Source organism: Paenibacillus sp. J22P277 (assembly GCF_059383675.1).
The window spans coordinates 778,748-798,387 of sequence record NZ_JBXENS010000003.1 but is presented as its reverse complement, the minus strand read 5'-3'; the positions used below and the strand labels follow the sequence as shown (position 1 = coordinate 798,387).

General features: G+C 59.0%; 17 protein-coding genes. 15 read left to right on the top strand and 2 right to left on the bottom strand.

Annotated features, from left to right (window positions below; translation table 11 throughout):
- The first annotated feature begins 8 nt into the window (after positions 1-8).
- The 8 genes from AC50YL_RS12555 to AC50YL_RS12520 all read left to right on the top strand — a co-directional run bounded on the left by AC50YL_RS12555 (position 9) and on the right by AC50YL_RS12520 (position 8,191).
- Positions 9-1,262 carry a sulfotransferase family protein gene (locus AC50YL_RS12555; protein ID WP_494832303.1) on the top strand — a complete coding sequence of 418 codons (1,254 nt, stop codon included), beginning with the start codon at positions 9-11 and terminating at the stop codon, positions 1,260-1,262.
- Positions 1,259-3,199 (top strand): asparagine synthase-related protein, encoded by a 1,941-nt coding sequence (locus tag AC50YL_RS12550; RefSeq protein WP_494832302.1) that lies wholly within the window; start codon positions 1,259-1,261, stop codon positions 3,197-3,199. Before AC50YL_RS12555 ends, AC50YL_RS12550 begins: the two co-directional genes overlap by 4 nt.
- 34 nt (positions 3,200-3,233) lie before the next feature.
- Complete coding sequence (locus tag AC50YL_RS12545) at positions 3,234-3,371, top strand: paeninodin family lasso peptide (RefSeq protein WP_494832301.1); 138 nt, start codon at positions 3,234-3,236, stop codon at positions 3,369-3,371.
- A gap of 105 nt (positions 3,372-3,476) precedes the next feature.
- On the top strand, positions 3,477-4,424 hold the full coding sequence (locus AC50YL_RS12540; protein ID WP_494832299.1) for an HPr kinase/phosphorylase: 948 nt from the start codon (positions 3,477-3,479) through the stop codon (positions 4,422-4,424).
- On the top strand, positions 4,421-4,717 hold the full coding sequence (locus AC50YL_RS12535) for a lasso peptide biosynthesis PqqD family chaperone (protein WP_494832298.1): 297 nt from the start codon (positions 4,421-4,423) through the stop codon (positions 4,715-4,717). The genes AC50YL_RS12540 and AC50YL_RS12535 overlap by 4 nt, the downstream gene beginning before the upstream one ends.
- Positions 4,718-4,760: 43 nt before the next feature.
- Positions 4,761-5,183 carry a lasso peptide biosynthesis B2 protein gene (locus AC50YL_RS12530; RefSeq protein ID WP_494832574.1) on the top strand — a complete coding sequence of 141 codons (423 nt, stop codon included), beginning with the start codon at positions 4,761-4,763 and terminating at the stop codon, positions 5,181-5,183.
- 46 nt (positions 5,184-5,229) lie between these two features.
- Positions 5,230-6,348, top strand: coding sequence for a nucleotidyltransferase domain-containing protein (locus tag AC50YL_RS12525; RefSeq protein WP_494832296.1), 1,119 nt, complete (start codon positions 5,230-5,232; stop codon positions 6,346-6,348).
- Between the two features lie 40 nt (positions 6,349-6,388).
- A complete protein-coding gene (locus tag AC50YL_RS12520) occupies positions 6,389-8,191 on the top strand; it encodes an ABC transporter ATP-binding protein (RefSeq protein ID WP_494832294.1) in 1,803 nt (600 codons plus the stop codon).
- A gap of 70 nt (positions 8,192-8,261) precedes the next feature.
- Here AC50YL_RS12520 and cysC read toward each other — a convergent pair whose 3' ends face one another.
- On the bottom strand, positions 8,262-8,873 hold the full coding sequence (gene cysC, locus AC50YL_RS12515; RefSeq protein WP_494832292.1) for an adenylyl-sulfate kinase: 612 nt from the start codon (positions 8,871-8,873) through the stop codon (positions 8,262-8,264).
- Between the two features lie 267 nt (positions 8,874-9,140).
- Between cysC and AC50YL_RS12510 the strand changes: the two genes are divergently transcribed.
- Positions 9,141-10,034: a helix-turn-helix domain-containing protein gene (locus AC50YL_RS12510; protein WP_494832290.1), complete on the top strand. Its 894-nt coding sequence runs from the start codon at positions 9,141-9,143 to the stop codon at positions 10,032-10,034.
- 293 nt (positions 10,035-10,327) lie between these two features.
- Here the strand turns inward: AC50YL_RS12510 and AC50YL_RS12505 are convergent, their stop codons facing one another.
- On the bottom strand, positions 10,328-11,350 hold the full coding sequence (locus AC50YL_RS12505; protein WP_494832289.1) for a DUF2332 domain-containing protein: 1,023 nt from the start codon (positions 11,348-11,350) through the stop codon (positions 10,328-10,330).
- 423 nt (positions 11,351-11,773) lie between these two features.
- Between AC50YL_RS12505 and nrdI the strand changes: the two genes are divergently transcribed.
- The 6 genes from nrdI to murA all read left to right on the top strand — a co-directional run bounded on the left by nrdI (position 11,774) and on the right by murA (position 19,574).
- Complete coding sequence (nrdI, locus tag AC50YL_RS12500) at positions 11,774-12,133, top strand: class Ib ribonucleoside-diphosphate reductase assembly flavoprotein NrdI (RefSeq protein ID WP_494832288.1); 360 nt, start codon at positions 11,774-11,776, stop codon at positions 12,131-12,133.
- Entirely contained in the window at positions 12,120-14,204 is a 2,085-nt protein-coding gene (gene nrdE, locus AC50YL_RS12495; protein WP_494832287.1) for a class 1b ribonucleoside-diphosphate reductase subunit alpha, read from the top strand. Before nrdI ends, nrdE begins: the two co-directional genes overlap by 14 nt.
- A gap of 40 nt (positions 14,205-14,244) precedes the next feature.
- A complete protein-coding gene (nrdF, locus tag AC50YL_RS12490; protein WP_494832286.1) occupies positions 14,245-15,207 on the top strand; it encodes a class 1b ribonucleoside-diphosphate reductase subunit beta in 963 nt (320 codons plus the stop codon).
- A gap of 251 nt (positions 15,208-15,458) precedes the next feature.
- The gene (locus AC50YL_RS12485; RefSeq protein ID WP_494832284.1) at positions 15,459-17,258 is read left to right on the top strand and encodes an ABC transporter ATP-binding protein; all 1,800 of its coding nucleotides are present in this window, start codon (positions 15,459-15,461) and stop codon (positions 17,256-17,258) included.
- A 209-nt stretch (positions 17,259-17,467) separates the two neighbouring features.
- Positions 17,468-18,280: a DeoR/GlpR family DNA-binding transcription regulator gene (locus AC50YL_RS12480; RefSeq protein ID WP_494832283.1), complete on the top strand. Its 813-nt coding sequence runs from the start codon at positions 17,468-17,470 to the stop codon at positions 18,278-18,280.
- Positions 18,267-19,574 (top strand): UDP-N-acetylglucosamine 1-carboxyvinyltransferase, encoded by a 1,308-nt coding sequence (gene murA, locus AC50YL_RS12475; protein ID WP_494832281.1) that lies wholly within the window; start codon positions 18,267-18,269, stop codon positions 19,572-19,574. The genes AC50YL_RS12480 and murA overlap by 14 nt, the downstream gene beginning before the upstream one ends.
- Positions 19,575-19,640: the final 66 nt, after the last annotated feature.

The window sequence follows — 19,640 nt, the reverse complement described above, 5'->3', positions numbered from 1 at the left end:
AGGGTGCTTTGGTCGATTCGAACGGCAACAATCTGGTCTTCTTGCTCTGCACGCCGAGAAGCGGCAGCTCATTGGCAACGGTGATGCTCCAAAATCACAGCAAAATGTTCGCCACGCAGGAAATGTGGTTCTTGATGAGCCTGGTCGATCTGCTCGCGCCGCAGCGCAGGGCGTACGGCGGAACGGGCATCATCAACCAATTTTACAATGGCGTCCTGCCGCATGAAACCTTCGAGGACGCATGCAGGGCATTTGCGCTTCAGGTGTACAACGGCTTGCTGCAAAGCAGCGAAGGCGCGGAGCTGGTCATCGACAAGTCTCCCCGGTACTACTATCTGTTGGAATTCCTGGATGCGCTGTTTCCCGAATCCAAGCGGATCTGGCTCATCCGGAACCCGCTCGCGGTGCTTTCCTCGTACAAAAAGGTGGATAAGCACAGGGGCGGCAAGGGCTTCGATCTGGCGGAGGGCTTGCGGAATCCGGCCTTCGATATGAAGATCGCCGACCTCACCGTCGGGTTGTTCCGGTACTGCGACTACTTCGCCACGGACAGTCCCTACGCGCATCGGCTGCATTACGAGAAATTGGTGGCCGATCCCAAGACGCAGCTCGCGGAGGTGTGCCGATTCCTCGGCCGCGACTACGAGGCGGGCATGGAGACGTACGGCAACGCGATGAACACCGCCAAGTCGGATCTGTATTTCAGCATGGGGGTAGGCGATCCGTTCGTGGCGAACCATACGGCGCCCAATCAGGATTCCGTTTCCATCTGGAAAGAAGTGCTCGACAAGCGGGAGATCGAGCTGTACGTCCGGGTGCTCGGGGCGCGGATCTTCCACGACCTCGGCTACGCCGAGCAGCTGGAAGAGGCCGAGAAGCTGACGGGCGTGCGCTTCGGCATGGAACCGGACGAGGAGCTGCTCGCGCTGCGCGCCAAGCAATTGACGGACGCGGCGGGGCGCGGATGGGAGGAAGGCTATACGATGACCTCCAAGCCGGCCGCGGGAAGAAGGTTGTTCCTGCCGGGACGCGGCGAACCGGTCGCGGACAGCCGGACTCATCCGGATACGCTGCAGCTGCAGATTACGATCCGCGCGCTCGAGAAACGGTTGGAGATCGGCGCCATGGAGCAGCGGCAGTTGAAATCGCGGCTCGATACGATGAACCGGAAGATCAACCGGGTGAAATCGCTCATTCCCTTCGGCAACCGGCTGTCGTCTTTGGCCTCGTCCTACTTGACCAACGGCGGAGGCAAGAAATGAGCGCGATTGCCGGATTGCTCAGATTCGACGGGCAGCACGCCGGCTTCGAGGACGGTCAAGCGATGATGGACGCGATGCAGGCGTACGCCGCGGACGACGTGCAGAGTTGGACGGACGGCCCGGTCTTTCTCGGCTGCCGCGCCATGTGGATCACGCCCGAGTCCGTCGGCGAACGGATGCCCTATTACGATCCGGAGAACGGACTCGCGATCGCCGCGGATGCGATTATCGACAATCGCGCGGAATTATTCGATCTGCTGCAGGTTCATTCGCCGCTTCGCAAGCGGATGACCGACAGCGAACTGATCCTGCTCGCTTACCGCAAATGGGGGCGCGAGGCGCCGGAACATCTGGTCGGCGATTTCGCGTTCGTCATCTGGGACGAGAAGCAGCGGCTGCTGTTCGGCGCCAGGGACCTGCTCGGCTATCGCAGCCTGTATTACCATCGCGATGACCGGCGATTTGCCTTCGGCACGACGATGGCGCCCTTGTTCGCGCTGCCGGACGTGACGAAGGAGCTGTACGAGACATGGCTCGCGGAGTTCATGGCCATCCCGGAGATGTACGAAGCCACGGACGTCGGATCGACGCCGTACCGGCACATTCATCAAGTGCCGCCGGCACATACGTTCATCGTCTCGGAGGGGAAGATGACGCTGTCCGGTTACGGATCGCTCGAGCCGAAGGAGATGCTGCGGCTGAAGTCGGACGGCGAGTACGAGGAAGCGTTCCGGGACGTATTCGAGGAAGCGGTGAAGTCGAGGCTCAGGACGCACCGCCATGTGGCGGCGACCTTAAGCGGCGGCCTGGATTCGGGCGCGGTCGCCAGCTTCGCGGCGCGCGCGCTGCGAAGCGAAGGGAAGTCGCTGCATACGTACAGCTACGTCCCGACGAGCGACTTCGCCGATTGGACGCCGAAGAGCGCGACCGCCGACGAGACCCGGTACATTCAAGCGACGGTTCGCCACGCGGGGAACATCACGGACCGTTACCTGGACTTCGAGGGGATCAGCCCGATGTCCCAAGTGGACGATTGGCTGGACATCCTGGAGACGCCTTATAAGTTCTTCGAGAACTCCTTCTGGCTGAAAGGGATGTACGAGCAGGCCGGCGGGCAGGGAGCGGGCGTGCTGCTGACAGGAGCGCGCGGGAATTTCACGATCTCGTGGGGACCGGCGGTCTACTATTACGCGCTGCTGCTCCGGAAGATGAAGTGGCTGCAGTTCATGCGGGAGCTCCGGCTGTACAGCGCCAACAAGGGCATCCCCGGCTCGCGGCTGCTCTCCGTCATCTGCAAGGAAGCGTTCCCCATGCTGGCGAAGCATGCGGCCCCGGACGCCGGGAGCGAGATTCCGGGCATGCTCATCCACCCCGATTTCGCCAAGCGGACCGACGTGTTCGCCAAGCTGCAGGAAAGCCGGCTCGGCGCGAACGGCTCCGCGATCACCGATCCGCTGGAGCTGCGGAAGGACAAGCTGCAAAGCTTGGCGGTCGGCAACAAGAACGGCTCGTCGGCCACGAAGCTGTCCCTGCGCTACGGCGCCTGGGAGCGAGACCCGACCTGCGACCCCAGGGTCGTCCGGTTCTGCTTCTCGGTGCCGGTGGAGCAGTACGTGCGCAACGGCCTGGACCGGGCGCTGATCCGGAGGGCGACGAAGCATTATTTGCCCGACGAGGTCAGGCTGAACCAGCGCGTGCGGGGCATTCAGGGCGCGGATTGGGTGCACCGCATCATCCCGGCGTGGCAATCGCTGGAGAACGAGCTGCACCGGCTGTGCGCCGATCCCGTCGCGTCGAATTATCTCCACGTCGGCCGGATCAAGGAAGCCGTCTCGCGGCTCGGCGGCGAACCGCGTCCGGAGCATGCGTTCCATCCGGAGATGCGGATGCTGATGCGCAGCCTGATCATTTACCGGTTCCTGAAGCGGATGGCGTAAGGCGCGCGAAACACATGAAGGGAGGTGAAAACACATGGAAAACCAAGCGAAAAAAGAATGGTTTGCTCCTGCTTTGGAGGCGCTGAACGTAAGCGAAACGATGTACGGCAAAGGCAATACGGTGATCGACTTCTTGACGACAGACGATATGGACATCTACAACCCGAGCTAGGTTCGCGTTAAAAGCTCGCTTTGATTCATGTGTCCTTATACAATCCGTTCGCGGATTGTATAAGGCACCTTCTTTTTTTTATACGGACGAAAGGGGCGAAGCGAATTGATATCGACCGTGCGGCAAACGATTTACAAGGCCTTCGGCCTGCGGATAGCGAGCGAGATTTCGCTGCCCGAGCTGCCCTTATCCGTTCCGGCGGAGGACGGCGCGGACGCGGACGTCGTCATCGCGACGGGCAGCCCGGACGGCTTGCTGGAAGCGCTGAAGCACGCGGGCAGCAATTTTGCGCGCATCGAGAACCGATTTTTGTTTTTGATTCCGGATACGGCTTTCTATTGCATCGAGGACGGCCGCAAGATCACGGTTTCCCCGCTTGCGGGAGCGGATCCGGAGAAAGTGCGCGTGTACTTGCTGGGCACCTGCATGGGCGCGTTGCTGATGATCCGGGGCGTGCTGCCGCTGCATGGGAGCGCGGTCGAGATCGACGGCAAGGCGTATGCGTTCCTGGGCGACTCCGGCGCGGGGAAATCGACGTTGGCGGCCGCGTTCGTAAGCGGAGGCTATCGGCTCGTCAGCGACGACGTCATTGCGGTGACGGCGGCGAACGACGGGACGGCGGTCGTTGCGCCGGCCTATCCCCAGCAGAAGTTGTGGCAGGAAAGCCTAGATCAGCTCGGCATGAACCGGAGCGGCGGGAATTATCGCCCGGTTTACCGGGAAACGACCAAATACGCCGTTCCGGTGGCCGCGCGATTTTGCGAGAAGCCGGTTCCGCTCGCGGGCGCGTTCGAGCTGCTCCGATCAAGCGGGGGCGAGATCAGCGTCGTCCGGCTGCCGAATCTCGAGCGGCTGCGCGTCATGATGGTCCACACGTACCGGAACAGGCTCATCCATCGGCTCGGCTTGGAGACGTGGCACTTCAAGACGGCGGCGGGCTTTGCCGAACGGATGGACATGCACCAGCTCGGCAGGCCGCCGGAAGTCTTCACGGTCAATAGCCTGGCAGCCGCGATCATCCACACCATAAGAGAAGGGATAGATAACAAATGACGAAAACCATCCACGGCGGGCAAAAGGTCGTTCAATCGGCAGGAAGCGTCGTCAGCGACATGAACGGGGAGAAGGTCATGTTCTCCGTGAATTCCGGGAAATACTTCAACCTTGGCGCGGTCGGCGGCCGAGTATGGGAACTGATCGCCTCGCCGATTCCGGTAAGCAGCCTGGTCGACGAGCTGGTCTCCGAATACGACGTCGATCGCTCGGCTTGCGAGGAACAGGTCGCCGCCTTCCTGAAGAACCTGCAGGAGGAAGAGCTGATCGAGGTTCGGAACGGTGAAGGGTAAGCTGTCGAAATTCCTGTCGCTGCCGGGGGGAAAGAAGCGTCTCATGCTGGAAGCGCTTGTTTATTTGGGCGTGGCGCGCATGATGAAGGCGATGCCGTTCTCCCGGATCGCGCCTTCCTTGGGAAGGCGGATGCTGGAAACGCCGTTCGAGCGCGAGCCGGCCGACGAGCAAGCGATCCGGCGGGTGGCGCAGGCGGTCGGGACCATGAGCCGCCATACGATCTGGGAAAGCCAGTGCCTGGTCAGGGCGATCGCCGCCAAAAAAATGCTGGACCGCCGGCGGATCGGGAGCACGCTTTATCTGGGAACGGGAAGAGACCCGGACGGGAAGCTGGTCGCGCACGCGTGGCTGCGCAGCGGGCCGTTCTACGTGACCGGCGCCGAGGAGATGGGCAAGTTCACCATGGTGGCCGCGTTCGGGACGGATAAACGTACGGAGAGGATGGAAGGTGCTGATTATGGATAACGATTGTACGCTTGATTTGACCGCTTTTCCGGAGGAGTTGCACATCATGCTGGCGTTCATGCGGACGGGCGCCGATACGCAAGCGGGGCAATCGGTTCACCCATCGCTGCCGAACATCGATTGGAATCAATTCGTGAAGCTGGCCCGTCATCATCGGGTCTATCCGAAGCTGTATGCCGATCAGAAAGCCGGCGAATTGATTCCTGCCGATGTTCTGCAAGTCCTTCATTCCGATTTCATGCAAAACGCGTTCCAAATGCTGCGGCTGAGCGGGGAGATGGAGCGGGTATGCAAGTCGTTCCGGGAGAGCGGGATCCCGCCGCTGGTCCTGAAAGGGCCGGTGCTGGCCAAGGATCTGTACGGGGATCTCTCGCTCCGGACGTCCAAGGATTTGGATATTCTCATTCCGACGGCCGAGGTCGAGCCTGCCGAGAAGCTGCTGCTGGCGCTCGGCTACGAGAGCGATTCGAGCGTTCCGCGCGTCTTCAACTGGAAATGGAAAACGCATCATATTTCCTTTACGCATCCGCAGACGCGAATCCAGGTGGAGGTGCATTGGCGGCTCAATTCCGACATGGGGAAGGAACCGCCGTTCGAGGAGCTTTGGGCGCGGAGAAGGCGCAGCCCGTTATCCCGCGAGGAAATCTATCTGCTCGGAAGCGAAGACCTCTTCATGTATCTCGTGTCGCACGGCGCCCGTCATGGCTGGTTCCGGCTCCGCTGGCTGGCGGACATCGACCGGATGGTTAGACGAAGCCTGGACTACGGCATGCTCATCCCCTTGATGCGCCGTTACGAATGCCTGCATCTGGGCGGGCAGGCGCTGACGCTCGTCGCGAGCTTGTTCAATACGCCGATTCCGCGCGAAGCGGAGCCGATGCTTGCGGGCGGGCATCCGCGCGAATTGGCGGCGCGCTCGCTTTATTTTATCCGGGACATCGTTTCGTTCACGCCGGGGCCGGGCTACAAGGAATTGGACAAAACGTACAAACGCTATTTGTTCGCCTTGAAGACGAACCGTCAAAAGTCGGTTTACATGATCAGCCAGCTCTATCCCAGCTTCCGGGACACGGAGGCGCTGCCGCTGCCGAAATCGCTGCATTTTCTGTATTTTCCCTTACGGCCGTTCGTGTGGCTGTGGCGGCAGATGAAGCAGGAAGCATAAAGATTCCCCGCCGATAACGACGGATAAGGAGAGATCGGATTTGAGGCATCTGCTGCTATACATCAATAAACTGCGCGATTTCGCCGGAATGAAGCTTTACGGCAATCTGATCGGCATGACGCTCATCAGCTTTCTGGAGGGCATCGGCATCTTCCTGCTCGTTCCCGCGCTCGGCTTGATCGGGATCTTCCATATGGATACGAGCGGATTGCCGTTCGTGTCGTATCTGGAGAAGCCGCTGCAGGCGATCCCGGAAGGGGCGAGACTGCCGGTCCTGCTAGGCGGATTCATTCTCTTGATCTCGGGCCAGGCGCTCATGCAGCGCAAACAGACGAATCTGAATCTCGAAATCCAGCACGGCTTCATCCGCTACCTGCGCGTAGATATCTATCAAGATTTGTTGCGGGCGGACTGGGCGTTCTTTCTGCGCAACAGACGGTCCGATTTCACCCATGTCATGACGAACGAGCTGATGCGCGTCAGCGTGAGCACGTACCTCGCCCTGCGCCTGATCACGACGCTGCTGTTCACCGCCGTTCAGATCGGCTTCGCGCTGTGGTTGTCGGTCAAGCTGACGGCCTTGGTCTTGATCTGCGGCGTGGCGGTGGCGCTGTACTCGAGCAAGTTCATCAAGAAATCGAAATCCATCGGGGACGAAACCACCGAGCTCGCGCAAAATTACATGGGCGGGATGACCGATCATTTCAACGGGATGAAGGACATCAAGAGCAACATGACGGAATCGCAGCATTTGACGTGGTTCCGCGCGCTCTCCGGCCAGATGGAGAAGAACCTCGTGCAGTTCGGGAAGACGCAGTCCGCCTCCCAGTACGTCTACAAGGTCGCCTCCGTCGTGCTGATCTCGCTGTTCGTGTTCTTGTCGCTGGAGGTCTTCCATATCCCGGCCGAGAAGCTCGTGCTGATCATCGTGATCTTCTCCCGGCTGTGGCCGAAGTTCTCGACGCTGCAGGCGAACTGGGAGCAGATCGCCCAATCGCTGCCCGCCTTCAAGAGCCTTGCGGACCTGCAAAGGGATTGCGCGCTGGCGCGGGAGCTCGACGACCTCGACAACGTGCCGCAGGGCAGCCGCGTGCGCATGAAGCAAGGCATCGAATGCCGCGGCATCCATTACCGGTACGACGCGGGCGGCTCCGCCTACGCGCTGCGGAATATCAACCTGTCGATCCCGGTGAACAGCATGACGGCTATCGTCGGCAAATCGGGCGCGGGCAAGAGCACGTTGATCGATATCCTGATCGGGCTGATCAAACCGGAGGAAGGGGAAGTGCTGGTCGACGGCGAAAGCCTTGCCCATGACGACGGCTTCTCGCTGCGGCGATCGGTCAGCTACGTCTCGCAGGATCCGTTCCTGTTCCATGCGAGCATCCGGGAAAATCTGCTCATCGCTTCGCCCGAGGCAAGCGAGGAACAGATGTGGGAAGCGCTGGAGTTCGCGGCGTCGGCCGAATTCGTGCGGAATTTGCCCTTGGGGCTGGATGCGGTCCTCGGAGACCGCGGCGTGAGGCTTTCGGGAGGGGAACGGCAGCGGATCGTGCTGGCCCGGGCGATCCTGAGGAAGCCCGCGATTCTGATCCTGGACGAGGCGACCAGCGCGCTCGACAGCGAGAACGAGGCCAAGATCCAAGCCGCGCTGGATCGGCTGAAGGGCAGAACGACGATTATCGTCATCGCCCATCGGTTGTCGACCATTCGGAACGCGGATCAAGTGCTGGTCTTGGAAAACGGGCAGGTGATCCAGCGGGGCGGGTTTCAGCAGCTCTCCGCGGATACCAAGGGGACGTTCAGCAAACTGTTGGAGTTTCAAGCCGGGGTGCACGCCTAAGCGTGCACCTCTTTATTTATCCATCCTCTAATCTACGGTAACGATCCCCAGGCCGAGGCTTTTGATGCCGTCAACGGCTTGCGAGATAGTTCCGATCCTCCAAATAAGCGAGCAGGGCGGCCAGCGACTCGTCGACCGTCATATGCTCCGTATCGATGATCAGATCCGGGCTGCCGGGAACGTCGTATTTGCTGTCGATTCCCGTGAAGTTGCTGATCTGTCCGCTTCTTGCCTTCTTGTACAAGCCCTTCGGATCCCGCTTCTCGCATTCCGCGAGCGAGCATTTCACGTAGACTTCGATATGATCGCCCGGCTGAAACATCTCCTTGACCATCAGGCGGTCCCGCTCGTCCGGCGAGATGAATGCCGACAAGACGATCAAGCCCGCGTCCACGAACAGCTTCGATACCTCCCCGATCCGGCGAATGTTTTCTTTCCGGTCGTCGCTCGAGAACCCCAGGTCGCGATTGAGGCCATGCCGGATATTGTCCCCGTCCAAGACGTAAGAAGCGACGTTCCGGGCGTGAAGCGCCTGCTCCAAAGCGAACGCGAGCGTCGATTTACCCGAGCCGGAGAGGCCCGTGAACCAGAGCGTACAGCTGTTGTGACGGTTTCTAAGTTGACGGTCCTGCCTGGCGATCATGGAGTTCTGCCACGAGATATGGCTGCTTTTATGCTGCACGGTTCCAGCTCCTCTGCGATGTCGTGATTTGTCGCTATGCTATCGAATCCCTATCCATTCTATCATAGAGTTCCGGCGAGAGGACCGCCCCGCGCAAGATTGGGGCTTCCGTACCGGTCGTTCGCCCGGAGGTTTTCGTTCCGTGGACCCGTTCCCGGAAATTTTACGCGGATCGCGTATTTTTAGTATTCCTCGCGCCGGATATGTCTGATAAAATAAACGGGCAACACGACTACTTTCGCTCAGATCAACAGGGAGGCTTTCAGCTTGTCGTCCGAACCGCTGCTTACCTTTTTATCTCCGCCGCTGCCTTATTTCATCGAGTCCAATCGCGGAACGTATCCGAAAGGCGGCGAGCATCCGAATCGCCGGAACATCGGCGTGTTCGATTTGCTTTTCGTTCACAGCGGCACCTTGCATGTCGGCGAGGAATCCAGCTCCTGGGAGATCGGACCCGGGCAGATGCTCATCCTGCGGCCGGATCTGTGGCATTACCCGACCCGGCCCTGCTCGGAAGACACGGTATTCGACTGGGTGCATTTCCAGACGGCCGGCCCGTGGGAAGAGCATGACGGCAGCAACTGCGGCTCGCTTCGCGGGGATTATTATTCCTACGCGATCCGGCTGCCCAAGACGATGACGGTGGCGTATCCCGAGGAAGCGATTTCCTTGTTCGGCAAGCTGCACGACGCGGCGCTCGGCACGTCGCATGCCGCGTTCTGGCAGCGCCAGCAATGGTTCCTTCATCTGCTGCAGCTGTTCGACGAGGGCTGGCGCAGCGATGCCGCCAAAGCGCCGATCTCGGTCGCGGAGGAAGCGGCCGCCTATCTGAAAATGAACTTCCGTACGACCGTGACGAACAGCAAGCTAGGCGAGGCGATGGGCTTGCATCCCAATTATATCGCGCGCTGCATGGGCGAAGTGTTCGATTGCACGCCGCAGCAATATTTGCTCTCTTACCGGATGGATCAAGCGAAGCTGATGCTGATGAAGACGAACTGGCCCATCTCGCGGATCGCGGACGAGACCGGCTTCAAGCAGACGCCGCATTTCTCGCGTTCCTTTGCCGACCATGTCGGCATCACGCCCTTGTCCTACCGGAAGCGGTTCACCGGCACCTCGCTCTCGAAGCCGGTCCAGCGCGACGAACTCGAAGATTGAACGGTCGGCGCGCGGGGCCTGCTTCGGCAGGCAGCGGCCAAAGGCACGGATGTTCCATCCGTGCCTTTTTGCTTTGCCATGACTTAATTAGCCGTGCCTGGCGCTGCATTGCTTTGCTGCGACTTGACTCGCTGCGTCTTGCCTTCCTTGCAATGTCTTGCGCTCCTTGCTACGCCTCGCCTTGCTTTCCCATGCCAAGCCTTGCCTTCTCCAGCTATGCCCTGCTTCGCTAGCACTTCTTGTCGCCCCGGTCAGGCGGCCGGCGCAGACCGCAGCACGCAGCACGTCACCGTTCAAGGCGCGGCCAGCCATTTGAACCAGCGGCCGTGGCTTTCCGTCTCGGCGAGCGCGGCGTGCCGCACCGTCCCGCCTTCGTAAGCATCCAGATGGAGATTCGCGTCGCCGATATTATTATAGAGATGATAGAGATCGCGTTGCCTGCCGATCGCTTCGATCTGTTCCAGCCATTCGCGCTTCGCGTCGGCGGAGAACTGGTTGGCGACATGCGTATGGTAGATGCACAGCGCGGCATCCGCCGGCATGGCCGCGGCCGTGCCGGCGATCAGCCCGACGGCATTGCCTTCGATCAGCCGCGGCGGACGGCGCTTCAAGCAGCCTGCGGCCTTCTCCAGATTGACCCGGCGTTCCCGGTGTTCGGGCCAGATGAGCGCTTGCAGCCACGCATTATCGTCCGCGCGCTTCACGTCGACGACATGCAGGTCGATGCCGACGCGGTCGGCGACGGGAGGGGGTTGACGGAGGAGGGCAGGCAGGATCCCGCCGCGCGGCTCCGATCTCAGATGCAGCCCGGCGCTCGTGCCGCCGTAGACCTCGCCCGTTCCGTAGGAGTAGCCGTACTGATCCCAAAGCAGTTGCAGACCGGCGCTCGTGCCGATTTCGATCAGGGCAAGCGGTCTGCCCGCTTGCCGATAGATCCGGCAAAAGGCGGGATACAGGTACGCGCAGCGGTTCACCTCGTTCGTTTGGACGCGGTTGCCGCGCAGCAGCGGGAGGAGCGCGTCCCGGTACGCCCGGCAGAAATCCTTGAACGGCGCGACCGCGAGCGCGGGATCGCCGGGGTTGCTCGTCAGGCTCGGATAGAAATGCCGGAGCGGATGATCTACGCCTCGCAGCAGCAGATACTGAACGGCGCCGAACAGCATATTCGGCTGGGGCTGCCCGGGGCCCGCCTGGGCGGCGAGCTCCAGCAGCCCGGGATCCTCCGCCGCGGCGAGCGAGAGGCACTCGTACAGCGGACTGGACGTCCTGAAGTGATGGACGGCATAACGGCGGAATACTTCCGACAACGGATGCATGCGCGGTCCTCCTCTTAAACTCGGATTTATCCGTAGTATATATGCGTCGATCGATAAATGGAATTTTTTATATTTTATTCTGACTATAGATTAATTTTATTGATAGTACCGAAGATGATCGTCATCGCAGCATCCATCCGATTGTCCCCGCCTTCAAGTCGGCATTCGCCTGCCAGTCCCCCCATGTCATGTCTTCATGGATCATAGAGTCGCAGATAGATGGCTTCCATGCGAAGTCATCTTTTTTCCGCGCCATTGCAGGCTGCAGGCGGCATCCTCGTTAGCGGGGCCGGACCGTTTTGGAATCTGTCACAAGTGGACACGTTATTTTGTTTGACAAGCACAACATATTGATATAGATTATTAAATACACTCTATATATAGTTGTTGCTTGCACTGTACTTGGCAAAGGAGAAATCAATCATGCTGATCGCTTATGATTCACGGACGGGCAATGTCAAGCGATTCATCCAAAAAATCGATCTCCCTTCGGTTCAAATCGAAGATTCGACGGTGCTTGAAGATCCGTTCGTGCTCGTTACATATACGACGGGGTTTGGCAGCCCGCCGGCGAAGGTGCTGTCCTTCCTCCAAAAAAACCATCTGAACATGCTCGGCGTATCGGCCAGCGGCAATCGGAATTGGGGAAACGGTTTCGCGAAGAGCGCGGACCATATCGCACGCATGTACGGCGTGCCCGTGTTGTCCAAGTTCGAAATGGCCGGCACCGGCCGGGACGTCGAAAACTTTCTGAGAGAGGTGAAGACCATTGCGGCATATTGAACTCAACAATCTATTGATGCAGCGGGACGCGGATGGATTTTTCCAATTGGACAAAGACCTTGAGGCGGTCGAAGCCTTCATGGCGGACGTCGCGGGCAAAAGCCTGACGTTCGCGAACACGGCGGAGAAGGTCCGGTACATGATCGAGCACGATTACTACGAGAACGTCTACGAGCGCTATACCGCGCAAGAGGTGGACGAGGTATACGCCCTGACGCACGGCAGCGATTTCCGCTTCCAATCCTATATGGCGGCATCGAAATTCTATACCGACTATGCCGTGAAGAACGACGACAAGTCGCTGTATTTGGAGCATTATCCGGATCGCGTGGCCATCGTCGCGCTTCATCTGGGCCAGGGCAACGCCGGTACGGCAAAAAAATTGGCCGGGGCGATGATGGAGCAGCGCGTGCAGCCGGCGACGCCGACCTTCCTCAATGCCGGCAAGAGCCGCAGAGGCGAGCTGGTATCGTGTTTCTTGCTCGAGATGGACGATGCCTTGAATTCGATCAATTACGTCCTCAGCACCTGCATGCAGCTGTCCAAGATCGGCGGCGGCGTCGCGGTCAACTTGTCCAAATTGCGCGGTCGCGGCGAGCCGATCAAAGGCGTCGAAGGGGCGGCAAAAGGCATCATGCCGGTCTTGAAGCTGATGGAGGACGCCTTCTCCTATGCGGACCAGATGGGGCAGCGCAAAGGCTCGGGCGCCGGTTACTACAACATTTTCGGCTGGGACGTCATGGAGTTCCTGGACAGCAAGAAAATCAACGCCGACGAGAAGACGCGCCTCAAGACGCTGTCGATCGGCCTGATCGTTCCGAACAAATTCTATGAATTGGCGGAGCGCGGCGAAGCGCTGCACGTCTTCGGCCCGCATTCGGTCCTGAAAGCCTACGGCGAGCACCTGGACGACATGAACATGGACGAGATGTACGATACGCTGCTGGCGGATCCCCGCGTGAAGAAGAAAGCCGTGCTCAGTGCACGGGACATGCTGACCAAAATCGCCACGATTCAACTGGAATCCGGCTATCCTTATATCATGAACCGCTCGAACGCGAATCGCGGACATGCCCTCGGCGGCATCGGCAAGATCAAGATGTCCAATCTATGCACGGAAATCTTTCAATTCCAGGAGACGTCGGAGATTACGGATTACGGACAAGCGGACATCATTCGCCGCGATATCAGCTGCAATCTGGCGTCGCTGAACATTGTCAACGTCATGGATCTCCGCAAGATCCGCGAGTCCGTGCACGAAGGAATCACCGCGCTGACGGCCGTCAGCGACATGACGAACATCGACAACGCGCCCGGCGTCGCGAAGGCGAACGACGAGATGCACGCGGTCGGTCTCGGCGCCATGAACTTGCACGGCTACCTGGCCAAAAACCGCATCGCCTACGAGAGCGCCGAAGCGCTGGACTTCGCCCGGACGTTCTTTATGATGCTGAACTATTACTCGCTGGAATCCAGCATGGAGATCGCCCGCGAGAAAGGGCAGACCTTCGCCGGCTTCGAGCGCTCCGATTACGCGAACGGCGTTTATTTCGAGCGGTACAAGCAGACGGATTACAGGCCGTCGACGGAGAAGGTGCGGGAGCTCTTCGCCGGCATGGACGTTCCGACTCCGGACGACTGGGCCGCGCTGCAGGCGCTGGTGGAGCAGCACGGCCTGTACCATGCCTACCGCTTGGCGGTCGCGCCGACGCAAAGCATCTCGTACGTGCAGAACGCAACGAGCAGCGTGATGCCGATCGTCGAGCCGATCGAGACGCGCACGTACGCGAACTCTACGACCTATTATCCGATGCCGTACTTGAGCAAGGACAATTTCTTCTATTACAAGTCGGCCTACCAGATGAACCAATTCAAGGTCATCGATCTCATTGCCGAGATTCAAACGCATGTCGATCAAGGGATCTCGACGATATTGCACGTCAACAGCGACGTCTCGACCCGGGAGCTTTCCCGGTACTACGTTTACGCGGCCAAGAAGGGATTGAAGTCGCTGTATTACACGCGGACGAACATGCTTTCCGTCGAGGAATGCATCAGCTGCGCCGTGTGATCCGGAGGACGATTGAGCCGACGAGGGGAGAATGGCACGTATGTGCGCTATGAAAGCCGTGAATTGGAATCGTCCGGACGACGATTTCACGAGCATGTTTTGGAACCAGAATATTATGCAGTTTTGGACCGATGACGAGATTCCGCTGTCCGACGACAAGATGTCTTGGATCGAGCTAAGCGACGCGGAGCGGACATTATATATGAAGGCGCTGGGCGGGCTGACGCTGCTCGATACCGTGCAAGGCGGCGTCGGCATGCCCAAGATCCTGGAGCATGTGGAGGGCTTGCAGCGCAAGGCCGTGCTCGGGTTCATGGCAATGATGGAACAGATCCACGCCAAATCGTACAGCAGCATCTTCACCACGCTGGCGACGACGGAGGAGATCGACGAGGTCTTTCGCTGGGTGGAAGCGAGCCCGCTCTTGCAGACGAAGGCCGAGGAAATCTCCCGCTACTACAAGAACATCACGTCGGGCAAAAGCCTCTATCTGGCGATGGCGGCCTCCGTGCTGCTGGAAAGCTACTTGTTTTACAGCGGATTTTTCTATCCGTTGTATTTGTCCGGCCAAGGCAAGATGACGAGCAGCGGCGAGATCATCGACCTGATCCTGCGGGACGAGAGCATCCACGGCGTCTACGTCGGCGTGCTCGCGCAGGAAGCGTTCGCGGGCTTGGGCGAGGAAGAACGTCGCGAAGCGAGCGATACGTTAGCCGGCCTGCTGCATTTCCTGCACGAGAACGAGATGGCCTACACCGAGGAATTGTACGCCGAGGTCGGCTTGGTCGACGAGGTGAAGACCTTCGTTCGCTACAACGCCAATAAAGCGATGATGAATCTGGGACTCGATCCCGCGTTTCCCGAAGAAGACATCAATCCGATCGTATTCAACGGCATCAGCACGAAGACGAAACAGCATGACTTCTTCTCCAAGAAGGGGAACGGTTACGTGCGGACGATTCACGTCGAGCCGCTGAACGATCGCGATTTCATCTTCGACTAAGCGATAGAACAGGTCGTCTATGATCAGGCCAACCGGCCTTTGCCGGTTGGTCTGTTTTTATGGGCGGATTACGATGGCCAAGAATTATGTGTTCGTCCCGAACGATAAGCCTGGCTGCCGAATGCCGCGAAGTCGGACAACGGTGAATTTCGTCGATTTTTCTTAAACACGCGTTTACAAAACCGCCGCTTATGCCTTACTATTGCGAGTGACTATGAATTGATTTTGCGCAGAAGGACGGGACACCGCAGATGGAGAGAATTGAGAGAAGCAAGGCCGGCGCCTTAAGCTACGAGCATACGTTCCAGCAGGTCGCCGAGAAGGATGAGCAGAGCACCGTCAAGTTTCTGATCTCGCTGTACCAAGGGAATTTTATGAACTTGTCGCTCTCGGTGCTGTTTTATCTGATCAAAAGCATGCCGATCTTCGTGCTGCCGGTCGTGACGGCGAATATCATCAACATCGTCAGCCATCCGGGGGCGCACGCGATGCGCGGGCTATGGATTAATTTCGCGGTCATCGCCGTCATCATCCTGCAGAACATTCCGACGCATACCTGGTACGTGTCGTTCATGAGCCGCGCCATCCGCCACGTCGAGGCCGGCATCCGCAGCGCGCTCGTGCGCAAGCTGCAGCAGCTGTCCATCACCTACCACCGCGACCTGCAGGCCGGACGCCTGCAATCGAAGGTGCTGCGGGACGTCGAGGCCGTGGAACAGCTGTCCAAGCAGGTCATGCTGGCGCTGCTGCCCGCGATCTTCAATATCATCATCGCGATCATCATGACCGCGTACAACAGCTGGTCGGTATCGATGTTCTTCGTGCTGACCATTCCGGCGGCGATTTTGCTCGTGCGGATCTTCAAAGGCAAGATCACCTCGACGAACAAAGAATTCCGCAAGGAAATCGAGAAGATGTCCTCCAAAATGTCCGAGATGGTCGAGATGATCCCGGTGACGCGCGCGCACGGACTCGAAAACGTGGAGATCGAGCGCATCGACCGCACGCTTCACAAGCTGCAGGGCAAAGGCCAGCGGCTGGACATTATCGAAGCGTACTTCGGGGCATCCAACTGGGTCGTATTCCAGCTGTTTCAGGTGCTGTGCTTGATGTTCACGGCCTACCTGGCTTACAAGGGCAGCATTCCGGTCGGCAATATCGTCATGTACCAGGGCTTCTTCAGCATGATTCTAGGTTCGGTTACCGCGCTGATCACGACGTATCCGAACCTCGCGAAGGGCTTTGAATCCATCCATTCCATCACGGAGATTCTCCGTTCCAAGGAAATCGAGCAGAACCACGGCAAGCTGAAGCTGACGCAGATCAACGGACAGATCGATTTCGACAACGTGCAGCTCGTCTATCCCGGCAGCGAGCATCATGTGCTCGAAGAGGTAACGCTTCAGGTACGGGCGGGCGAGTGCGTGGCGTTCGTCGGGGAATCGGGCGCGGGGAAATCCACGATTCTGAACCTTGTGACGGGCTTCCTGCAGCCGACCGGCGGCAAACTGACGATCGACGGGGTCGATTTCGGCGCCATCGATCTGCGGGAGTACCGCAAGTTCCTCTCCGTCGTGCCGCAGACGAACATCTTGTTCTCGGGGACGATCCGCGACAATATCACGTACGGGCTGCCGGACATCACGGACGAGCAGATCCGCAAGGCGATCGAAATGGCCAACCTCGCCGAGTTCGTCGACCGGCAGCCGCTCGGCATCCATACGAAGGTCGGCGAGCACGGCGGCAAGCTGTCGGGCGGCCAGCGGCAGCGGATCGCGATCGCGCGGGCGCTCATCCGCGACCCGAAGATCATCATTCTCGACGAAGCGACGTCCGCGCTCGACAACGCGTCGGAGTATCACGTCCAGAAGGCGATGCAGGAGCTGATCAAGGGGCGCACGACCTTCATCGTCGCGCACAGGCTCTCCACCATCCGCGACGCGGACCGCATCGTCGTCATGAAGCAGGGCCGCATCGCCGAGGTCGGCACCTTCGACGAACTGATCGCGCGCAAAGGCGAATTCTATCATCTGAAGCAGCTGCAAGTATAAACCCAAACGACGCAATCAAATTTTCGCCGTCCCGGCACGAAAAGGCTTCGTGCCTAGGGCGGCTTTTTTGCATTGAAGCCGATAGCGGATTAGAATCATGAAAAAACGTTAAGAAACGTTAAAAAGACCGAATAAGAAATTGACAACAATGAATAATACGGAATACGATGTGAGTAGACCACGTAAACCAACGCCATGGAGGGGTTGCAATGCTAGCGGAGGAACGAAGGCAGCATATCTTGGACCTGCTCGCCAGAGAGGGCAGAATCATCGCCAAGGACCTGGCCGGCAAGTTTCAGCTTTCGATCGATTCGATCAGACGCGACCTGACCATTATGGAAGAGCAAGGATTGCTGCAGAAAACCTACGGAGGCGCCATACCGCTGTCTCTGCCGCCCAAAGTGCGCACCTTCGCGCAGCCCCGGTCTATCCGTTACGGGGAGGGAGCCCCGCATCAGAATGCGATTTCCGAGTATGCGGCGTCCCTCATTCAGAAGAACGACACCGTGTTTATCGGCAGCGCCGGCATCCACTACGGCATGTTGAAATATTTGCCGGCCGACATTCCGTTCACGGTGATCACGAACTCGCTTACGATCGCGGAATGGATTCGGAATCAGCCGCATATCGAGTCTTATTTGATCGGAGGGAAACTCCGTTCGATCGGCGACAGCATGATCGATACGATCGCATTAGAGACGATCGGGAAGTACAATTTCGATATCGGCTTCATTACGGGCGGCGGGGTCGCGCTGAACGGCGTCAGCACGTCTACGCCGGAAGGCGCGGCTTTCACGCGCGCGGTTTCGGAAGCGTCCAGGCGGACGATTTGTCTGGCGCCGCACGAGAAAGTCGGCGTCCGAATGTTTGCCGCCACGATTCCGCTTCATCAGATCGATTTGTTAATTACCGACCAAGGCGTTTCCGAGAAAGCGATTCGGGAATTCGAAAGCAAAAACGTCGATGTCGTGGTCGCGGACGAAGATTTTTCAAGCGAAGGAGTCAACCATGAAGGCGATTAAAGTCCAACGATCCTCGCCGTTGCGAGGCAACGTCAAAATTCCCGGTTCCAAAAACAGTTCGCTCGCGCTGCTTGCGGCCGCGTGCCTGTCCGACGAGCCCGTTACGCTGATAGGCATTCCCGATATCGCCGATTTGCGCGTCATTTATGAATTGGGCGCCGAAATCGGTTTGCAATTCGATCGTCGGCCGGACGGCGCGATCGTAGTCGATCCCCGTTGCATCGACAGTACGGTGCTGGAACCGGTCAAGTCTTCCTCGTTCCGGGCCGCTTATTATTTCATCGGCGGCCTGCTGGCCAAATTCGGCAGCGTCACCGTCGGCTACCCGGGCGGAGACGACTTCGTCAGCCGTCCCATGGACCAGCATATCAAAGCATTGAAGATGATGGGGGCCACGTTCTCCTTTTACGACCGCTACTATACGGTCGAAGCCAAGGAGCTTAGGGGGGCAACCGTTTACTTCGATATGATCACGTCCGGCGGCACGATCAATGCGATGCTTGCGGCCGTTCGCGCGACAGGCAGCACGGTCTTGCTCAATGCGGCGCGCGATCCGGAAGTGACGGATACGGCGAATCTATTGAATCGCATGGGGGCGAAAATCACCGGAGCGGGTACCGATCAGATCCGCATCGAGGGCGTAACGTCCCTCTCGGGGTGCACCCACACCGTCATCCCGGACCGGCTGATTGCCGGCGCGTTCTTGATGGCGGCCGGAGCGACGGGCGGAAGCGTAACCGTCCAAGACGTCATCCCCGAACATCTGTCGTCCTGCGTCGCCAAGCTTCGCGAGATCGGGATGGAGATCGAAACGGACGGGCAATCCATGACGGCTTCGTATTCGGGCATACTCCGGGCGACTAGGGTGCGGACGGCGATGTACCCCGGATTCGCCACCGATCTGCAGCAGCCGTTAACCGCGCTTTTGACGCAGGCCGGCGGCAGAAGCATGATTGGCGAGCGCATTTATCCGGCAAGGTTCAATCATGCCTACCAGCTTATGCGAATGGGGGCAAAGATCAAGGTTCGTTCCGGCGTTGCGATCATCGACGGCGGACATCCGCTGCAGGGGAATTTGGTTCATGCCTCGGACGTCAGAGCGGGCATTTGCTTGATCCTGGCAGGACTTTGCGCCGAAGGCACGACGACCATCGCCGGCGTGCAGCATATCGACCGCGGCTACGAGGACGTCGTCGGCGCCTTCCGGACGCTCGGCGCGAATATCGCCGCATACGACTCCCATGAGGTCTCGGCCGTGGACGTCTCCCGGCAAAAAAGCATATTTCTCGGGTAACACGACGACCGTCCGCATAACGACGTGACAAAAGAGGCTTCGATTCCGTTCCGGCTGACCGGACAG

What these genes read in the sequence shown, in the direction of transcription:
- AC50YL_RS12550 (WP_494832302.1), top strand. Translation starts at nt 1,259, where the DNA reads ATGAGCGCGATTGCCGGATTGCTCAGATTCGACGGGCAGCACGCCGGC.
- nrdF (WP_494832286.1), top strand. Translation starts at nt 14,245, where the DNA reads ATGTGCGCTATGAAAGCCGTGAATTGGAATCGTCCGGACGACGATTTC.
- murA (WP_494832281.1), top strand. Translation starts at nt 18,267, where the DNA reads ATGAAGGCGATTAAAGTCCAACGATCCTCGCCGTTGCGAGGCAACGTC.
- AC50YL_RS12530 (WP_494832574.1), top strand. Translation starts at nt 4,761, where the DNA reads ATGCTGGAAGCGCTTGTTTATTTGGGCGTGGCGCGCATGATGAAGGCG.
- AC50YL_RS12545 (WP_494832301.1), top strand. Translation starts at nt 3,234, where the DNA reads ATGGAAAACCAAGCGAAAAAAGAATGGTTTGCTCCTGCTTTGGAGGCG.
- AC50YL_RS12535 (WP_494832298.1), top strand. Translation starts at nt 4,421, where the DNA reads ATGACGAAAACCATCCACGGCGGGCAAAAGGTCGTTCAATCGGCAGGA.
- nrdI (WP_494832288.1), top strand. Translation starts at nt 11,774, where the DNA reads ATGCTGATCGCTTATGATTCACGGACGGGCAATGTCAAGCGATTCATC.
- AC50YL_RS12525 (WP_494832296.1), top strand. Translation starts at nt 5,230, where the DNA reads ATGCTGGCGTTCATGCGGACGGGCGCCGATACGCAAGCGGGGCAATCG.
- AC50YL_RS12480 (WP_494832283.1), top strand. Translation starts at nt 17,468, where the DNA reads ATGCTAGCGGAGGAACGAAGGCAGCATATCTTGGACCTGCTCGCCAGA.
- AC50YL_RS12505 (WP_494832289.1), bottom strand. Translation starts at nt 11,350, where the DNA reads ATGCATCCGTTGTCGGAAGTATTCCGCCGTTATGCCGTCCATCACTTC.
- AC50YL_RS12485 (WP_494832284.1), top strand. Translation starts at nt 15,459, where the DNA reads ATGGAGAGAATTGAGAGAAGCAAGGCCGGCGCCTTAAGCTACGAGCAT.